At 65.9% G+C, this 7,215-nt stretch carries 5 protein-coding genes; 4 read left to right on the top strand and 1 reads right to left on the bottom strand.

Features of this window, described 5'->3' with window-relative positions; genetic code table 11:
- Positions 1 to 123 precede the first annotated feature (123 nt).
- Positions 124 to 636, bottom strand: a complete 513-nt coding sequence (locus tag AC2VLV_RS03385; protein WP_486988630.1) for a sulfotransferase — start codon at positions 634 to 636, stop codon at positions 124 to 126.
- 408 nt (positions 637 to 1,044) lie between these two features.
- Here AC2VLV_RS03385 and AC2VLV_RS03380 point away from each other — a divergent pair, with 408 nt between their 5' ends.
- The 4 genes from AC2VLV_RS03380 to AC2VLV_RS03365 all read left to right on the top strand — a co-directional run.
- Positions 1,045 to 1,956, top strand: coding sequence for a cupin-like domain-containing protein (locus AC2VLV_RS03380; protein WP_486988631.1), 912 nt, complete (start codon positions 1,045 to 1,047; stop codon positions 1,954 to 1,956).
- 78 nt (positions 1,957 to 2,034) lie between these two features.
- Positions 2,035 to 2,982 (top strand): cupin-like domain-containing protein, encoded by a 948-nt coding sequence (locus AC2VLV_RS03375; protein WP_486988629.1) that lies wholly within the window; start codon positions 2,035 to 2,037, stop codon positions 2,980 to 2,982.
- Positions 2,979 to 4,886 (top strand): non-ribosomal peptide synthetase, encoded by a 1,908-nt coding sequence (locus AC2VLV_RS03370; protein ID WP_486988628.1) that lies wholly within the window; start codon positions 2,979 to 2,981, stop codon positions 4,884 to 4,886. Before AC2VLV_RS03375 ends, AC2VLV_RS03370 begins: the two co-directional genes overlap by 4 nt.
- The coding region (locus AC2VLV_RS03365; protein ID WP_486988627.1) for a type I polyketide synthase at positions 4,883 to 7,215 on the top strand (2,333 nt) is incomplete at its 3' end. The genes AC2VLV_RS03370 and AC2VLV_RS03365, both read left to right, overlap by 4 nt.

The following is a 7,215-nucleotide window of genomic DNA, read 5'->3' as shown; positions in this document are numbered from 1 at the left end:
GATGAATACGTCGTGCAGCACAACGTCAAACCCAAGCCGTTCATCTGGACGAAGCGCGCTGCCGACATCCTGCAGAAGGTCATTCGCGCCAACAGTCGCTTAAGTTCCAAACAGAATGGAACACTACACTAGGTAATCGAGACACCTGGGTACGCCGGTGGCAGCGGGTATGCGGCGTCCATTGCGGCGGTCCGTACAGGCTGCCACGGCTTCGTTGAAATCGAGGATGTCCTCGTGATGATGACGTACCAGCTCGCTGTGGTACGAGCGCATCCATTCGACGGGAGGGCGCAACATGATCAGGATGCGTGCTTCGGGATTGAGATGCCTGATGTTGTCGGCAGCGCGCTCCGAGAACAGGTGGTTGGTCGACGCATCGCCGCGCCAGCGCGTGTTCTGACTGCCTTGGTACAAGGTCATATAGGCGTCGCGATCACAGATGGCGTCCTTGTCGGCGATGCAGAGTTCCGGGCAAAGATGGTTTGGCTCCTTGACGCGCGCGTAGTCGTTCACGTCGTAGGGGAAATAGATCTGCGGGTGGTGACGCAGATACTCGTACAGCGAAGTCGTGCCGCATTTCGGCGCGCCGACGATGAACAGGTTCGGGGTGGTCGGCAGAGGGCTCGTGGCGTTCATGGCCGCCTCGTGCAAATGGCGATCCGAGTCTATGCGAAGCGCACTCGAAGCGAGGCATTACGAATGCGTAATCTTGTGTTGTCGCGACAGTACATCCCTGTGCCGCAGCGGGTTGGCAAGCCGCCATAATGTTCATCTGCAACGTGTACCCATGGTGCGGTGTGTGGTGAAGACCATGCTTGCGATCACGGAGGTCGTGTCAACTCGGGCGTCCATCGGTCGATGTTGCGATTGTTTGCAATCTCGCGGGTGTGAATCGCCAGATCGCGCGAATACTGTGCGGGGTATTGGCGTATTATTTTGCGTCTGGAGTAGGTTTTATCCAACGCGATGTGGCGCCCCATGGGTTGCCCGAGTGTCGGGTTCACAGGGTGTGTTCACCAGGGGGCGGAAATGACAGACTTGGCTGTGACCATGGCGGGTGCGGATGCCATCCAGCCAGGTCCGGACACCATCGAACGTGTCGGCGGCATCAGTGTCGATGAGTTCATTCGCCGCTTCCGCAAACCGCGACGGCCGGTGGTACTGACCGATGCGATGAAAGACTGGCCGGCGCTGCAGAAGTACACGCCGGAGTATTTCATTCGCGAATACGCTGATGCGGCCGTGCGCTGTGCCGGCAAGGACTGCCGGCTGGGGGATGCGCTCGCTCAGTTGCTCGGTGCCACCGAGGACAACCCAGGGCCGTATCCCTGCACCGTCCGCGATTGCAAGCCGTTCATCGGCGACATCTCGCCACGCTTTGGTCATAGTCTGCCCAACCGGCATACCCATCCCATGGTGCCGGAGTTGCTTTTCAACTCGATCAGCCATCTCGACATCTTCTTCGGCGGGCCGGGCAGCAACTTTCCGTTTCCGCACTACGACTACCTGCGCATGCACGGATGGGTGGCGCAGATCTACGGCGACAAGGAGTTCACCCTGTTCGACCCGGGCCAGGAACATCTGTTCTACGTGGATCCCGAACGTCCCTGGCGCTCGACGATGGAGTCGTCGAAGGGCCCCGATCCCGAGCGCTATCCCTTGTTCGCCAAGGCGCGGGGGCGCAAGACCATTCTTCGTGCGGGGGAGGCGATCTTCATCCCGTGCGGTACCTGGCACGCGGTGCGCAGCCTGAATGCAAGCATGAGCATCGTGTTCGACCAGCTCGAGTCCAGCAACTGGCGCGAGTTTTGCGGCGAGGTCATCGCATTGCGGCGGCGCCACGGACAGCCGGTCAAAGCAGCGGCGCTGGGCGCTTATTTGTGGCTGCTCGGGCCGGTCATGGACATCGTCGAGCGATTGGGTGCCAACAAGCGTCAGGACTGGGGAGTGCGCTGAAGCACAGCGCGGACCAGTGTGGCACATCGATGGAAGAACACCGGGTGATCGGGGGTGGATCATTGGACTGGGGCGAATATGACGACAGACAAGCTTGAAATCGGAGGTCAAACGACTTCCAGAGACAGCGACATCGTGGTCGACCTGACGCCGGATCGGCGAACTGGGTTGAGCCTCGACGAGTTCATCACCTGTTATCGCGATCCGCGGCGACCGGTGATTCTCACGGATGCGGCGGTGGCATGGCCCCTGTATCGCCATGGCACGCCGGATTACTTCCGTGAGCACTACGGGCAACGCAGGGTGCGTGTGCGTGGCCGTGAGTACGTGCTCGCCGAACTGATCGACCTGCTGCAGGCGTCGACCCTGGAGCGGCCCGGCCCATACCCATGCAAGTTCGAGGTCACACGGGACTTCCCCGAGTTGCTTGCCGAGGTCAGCCCGAGGCCCCGCTACAGCTTGCCTGATCGCCAACGCGACCCACTGCTGCCGCAGCGGATCTTCAGCCATGTCAACAATCTCGAGATTTTTTTTGGCGGGCCTGGTGGCGAGTTTCCGTATCTGCACTACGACGTCATGCGCCTGCACGCCTGGATCACGCAACTGCACGGCGACAAGGAGTTCACCCTGTACGCCCCCGGCCAGGAGCACCTGCTGTACGTTAATCCGGAGGTTCCATGGCAATCGAGCATCAAGGACCACCATCATCCCGATTACGCGCGCTATCCGCTGTTTCGCCAGGCCAAGTCCGAGAAAGTGGTGGTGCATGCCGGTGAAACGCTTTTCCTGCCTTGTGGCTGGTGGCACACCGCGCGCAGCCTCGGCGTGACGATTTCGATCGCATTCGATCAGCTTGGTGCGGACAATTGGAGTGCTTTCATCGGCGATGTCGCCGAAGAGCGCAGCAGGCTCGGGCATCCAATGAAATCGCTTGCGATTGCCACGTACCTGCGGCTGATCGGCCCGCTCCTGCGCACCGGGGAACGTTTCGGCCGCAACCAGGCGCCGCATTGGGGCGCAAGATGACGCAGAAGCCCCGTGCCGAGGCGCATCCGCAGGGACCGCCAACTGACCTGTCCACGTGCCTGCGCACGCAGGCGCAGCACCGGGCGCAGGAGGACGCGCTGGTGGCCGCTGGCCGAACATTGTCCTATGCGGAAGTGTTTGCGCGCGCGGAGACCATGGCGACAGGTCTGCGGCAGCGTGGCCTGCCACGGGATGCCGTGGTGGCGCTGGTGACGGCGCGCGAGCCGGATTCCATCATCGCCTTGCTCGCCATCCTGCTGGCCGGTGACGCGAGCCTTCCACTGGACCGCACCTATCCGCCTGCGCGTCTCGCCACGATGCTGGAGGATGCGCGGCCTGCGCTGCTGCTCGCAACGCCCGACGCATCCTTGCAGTTGCTGGCCGGCAACACCATTCCCTGTCTCGATCCGGCAGTGATCGTCGCGCAGCCGGGCATCCCCGCGCCGTCGCAGGACGGGCAGGGCACGCTGATTTATGTGCTTTTCACCTCGGGATCGACGGGACGCCCGAAAGGCGTGGCCATGCGCAGCGAAGCCATTGCCGCGCTGGTCGCATGGCACCAGGCACATGCGCGGCTCGGTCTGCCCGCGCGCACGCTGCAATTCGCCCCGCTGGGCTTCGACGTCGCGTTTCAGGAGATCCTGACGAGCTTCGCCACCGGCGGCACACTGGTGCTGGCCAGCGAGGCCGAACGCCGCGACCCCTACGCTCTGCTCGATCTCATCGAGCGCGAACACATCGAACGGGTCTACATGCCGTACGTCGCCCTGCAAGCACTCGCCGAGGCGGCCGCAGTCGCCGGCAAGGCGCCATCGACGTTGCGCGATGTGATCACTGCGGGCGAGCAGTTGCGCATCACGCCGGCGATCCGCGCGCTGTTCGGCGCCCTGCACGGCAGCGTGCTGCACAACCACTATGGCCCGACCGAGGCGCATGTGGTCACCGCCCATGAACTCGTCGGCGATCCGGGCGCGTGGCCCGAGCTTCCGCCCATCGGCCGGCCACTGCCGCATGTGCGCATCCGCCTCGTCGATGAGGCTGAGCAGGTCGTCGAAGGGGATGCGGAAGGCGAACTCTTGCTGGGTGGCACATGCCTCGCCGCGGGTTATATCCACCAGCCGGAACTGACGCGTGAACGTTTCATCGAGCGCGATGGTGCGCGCTGGTACCGCACCGGCGACCGCATGCGCGATGCTGGTGACGGGGAATTGCATTACCTCGGACGCGTCGATACGCAGATCAAACTCGACGGCTACCGCATCGAGCCAGCGGAGATCGAGGCGGTGCTCTGCCGACATCCCGCGGTCGCCGAGGTTGCCGTGGTCGCATCCGGCGACAGCGCGGGGCGGCGGCTGATCGCTCATGTCGTCCCGCGCGATGCGCAAGCAGACGACGACGCCATCATTGCCGAGCTGCGGGCCCATTGCCATGCGCAGCTCGCACCCTACCTCGTGCCGCAGATCTTCGTGCTCGTGCCGCTTCTGCCCTTGACGGCCAGCGGCAAGGTCGACCGCCAGACACTGGCGGACGCGCATGCCGACACGGCGCCAGTCTGGCCGCAGTCCCTGCCGTTGCCACAGCAGCTGGCGGCCCTGTGGAGGCAATTGCTGGGCCTTGCCGAGCTCGACCCGCAAGCCAACCTGTTCGATCTCGGTGCCCGCTCGCTGACCGTGGTGCGTGCGCTGACCGAGTTGCGCCGGCACGGTTATCGCAAGCTCACGGCGGCGCAGATCTACGAACACCCGAGCGTGGCGAAGCTGGCCGCCTGCCTTGCCGCATCGACGACCGCATCGACGACCGCATCGACGGCCGCGCCGGCGGCTGACGCCGGCGCGCGCCTGCGCGGCGAGCGGCAGCGGGCGGCACTGCACCGTTTCGCGCCGCGCCCGCGGGGAACTTCATGAGCCACCAGGCGGACGTCACAGCGACCGGTATCGCCATCGTCGGCATGGCGGGTCGCTTCCCAGGCGCCGATTCGATCGACGCATTCTGGGCCAACCTGTTGGCGGGGCGCGAGAGCATCACGCGCTTCACCGCCGCGCAGTTGTCGCCGCTGGTCCCGGGAGACTTGCGACAGCATCCGCGCTACGTGCCCGCGCGCGGCATCATCGCCGACGCCGACCGTTTCGATGCTGCCTTCTTCGGCATCCCGTCACGCGAAGCACTGTTGATGGACCCGCAGCAACGTGTCGTTCTCGAGCTGTGCTGGAACGCGCTGGAAGATGCTGGCGTCGATCCGGGTCGTTTCGCCGGTGACATCGGCGTCTATGCGGGCACGTCCAACAACGGCTATCGCAAGCTGGTCGATGCATCTCCGGGGCTGGTGGCATCGGCGGGCGAATTCGCCGCCATGCTCGCCAACGAGAAGGACTATGTCGCGACGCGCGTGGCCCACCGGATCGGCCTCACCGGTCCGGCCTTGAGTATCCACACCGCCTGCTCGACTTCGCTGGTCGCCGTCGCCCAGGCCTGGTATGCGCTGATGAGCTGGCAGTGCGATCTGGCACTCGCCGGAGGCATCAACATCGTCGTGCCGCAGGAGTCGGGCTACCTGCCGGCCGAAGGTGGCATGGAGTCTGCCGACGGCCATTGCCGGCCGTTTGACCGCGACGCCGACGGCACGGTGTTCTCGTCCGGCGGCGCGGTCGTGGTGCTCAAGCGGCTCGAAGAGGCGATTGCCGCTGGCGACACCATCTACGCAGTCATCCGCGGCGTAGGCGTCAACAACGACGGTGGCGACAAGGCCAGCTTCGGCGCACCCAGCGTGCGTGGGCAGGCTGCCGTGATCCGCCAGGCGCTGGCCAGCGCGGGTGTCAGCGCCGCATCGATCGGTTACGTCGAGGCCCATGGCACCGCCACACCGCTCGGGGATCCGATCGAGGTTGCCGCACTCGACCGCGCATTCGCCGAGGACGGCGCCGCGCCGGGGAGCTGCTGGCTTGGCTCGGTGAAGAGCAACTTCGGCCACATCAACGCAGCCAGCGGCATCGCCGGCCTGATCAAGGCGGCGCTGACGCTGCACCACGAACGCATCCCGGCGACGCTGCACTACCGCACGCCGAATCCGCAGATCGATTTCTCCGCCAGTCCATTCCGGGTGGCCGACCGCGTGGTCGAGTGGCCCCGCGGCGGCGAGCCGCGGCGGGCCGGTGTGAGCTCGTTCGGCGTAGGTGGCACCAACGCGCATGTGATCCTCGAGGAGGTGCCACCGATGCCGGCGTCCGCGTCGGGCCGTTGCCTGCACATGCTGCCGCTCTCGGCGCGTGACGAAGCGGCGCTGCAGCGACGCGCGCAGCAACTGGCCGCGGCCCTGGCGGGCGACGACGCTCCCGCGCTGGCGGACGCGGCCTGGACGCTCGCGATGGGGCGGCAGCCCATGGCCGCGCGCGGCTTCGTGGTGGCCGCCGATGCCCACCAGGCGATCGAACGGTTGCCCCGGATCAGCACGCATGCGGCACCGACGGAACCGCTATCGCTGGTGATGCTGTTTCCCGGTCAGGGCGCGCAGCATGCAGGCATGGCGCGCGAACTGGTGGAACACGAGCCGGTATTCCGCGAGGCCTTCGAACGCGGCTGCGAGCTGGCCAGCACCTTGCTGGGCGAGGATCTGCGCGCGCTGATCCTGCCGGCAGCGGGCGGCGAGAGCGAAGCCGCGCGGCGACTGGCCGAGACGCGATTCACCCAGCCGGCCCTGTTCGTGGTCGAGTATGCACTGGCCGAGTTGTGGGCGGCGTGGGGACTGCAGCCGACGGCGATGATCGGCCACAGCGTCGGAGAGTACGTGGCGGCCTGCCGGGCCGGCGTGTTCGCGCTGGAGGATGCGATGGCGCTGGTGGTTGCGCGTGGCGCGGCGATGTTCGCGCAGCCGCCAGGCGCCATGCTGGTGGCGCGCATCGACGCAGCGGCGCTGAGCCGCCGCCTTCCGGATGGCGTCGAGATCGCCGGGATCAACGCGTCGGCGCAGACCGTACTCAGCGGCCGTGCCGAGGCCATCGATGCGTTTGCCGACACGCTGGCTGTCGAGGACATCGCCTGCACCCGGCTGCGCGTCAGCCACGCCTTCCACAGCCACCTCATGGACAGTGCGCTGCCGCTGTTCCGGCGGGCGTTCGATGGCGTCGTGCTGCATCCGCCGGTGCGGACGTTCTATTCCTGCGTCAGCGGCCTGCCGGTCACCGCGGAAGAGGCGACCTCGGTCGACTACTGGTGCCGGCAGTTGCGCGCGCCGGTGCG

It is taken from the genome of Thiomonas sp. TH-17, from assembly GCF_057473305.1.
The sequence above is the reverse complement of the archived record's forward strand: the minus strand, read 5'-3'. Positions and strand labels throughout refer to the sequence as shown.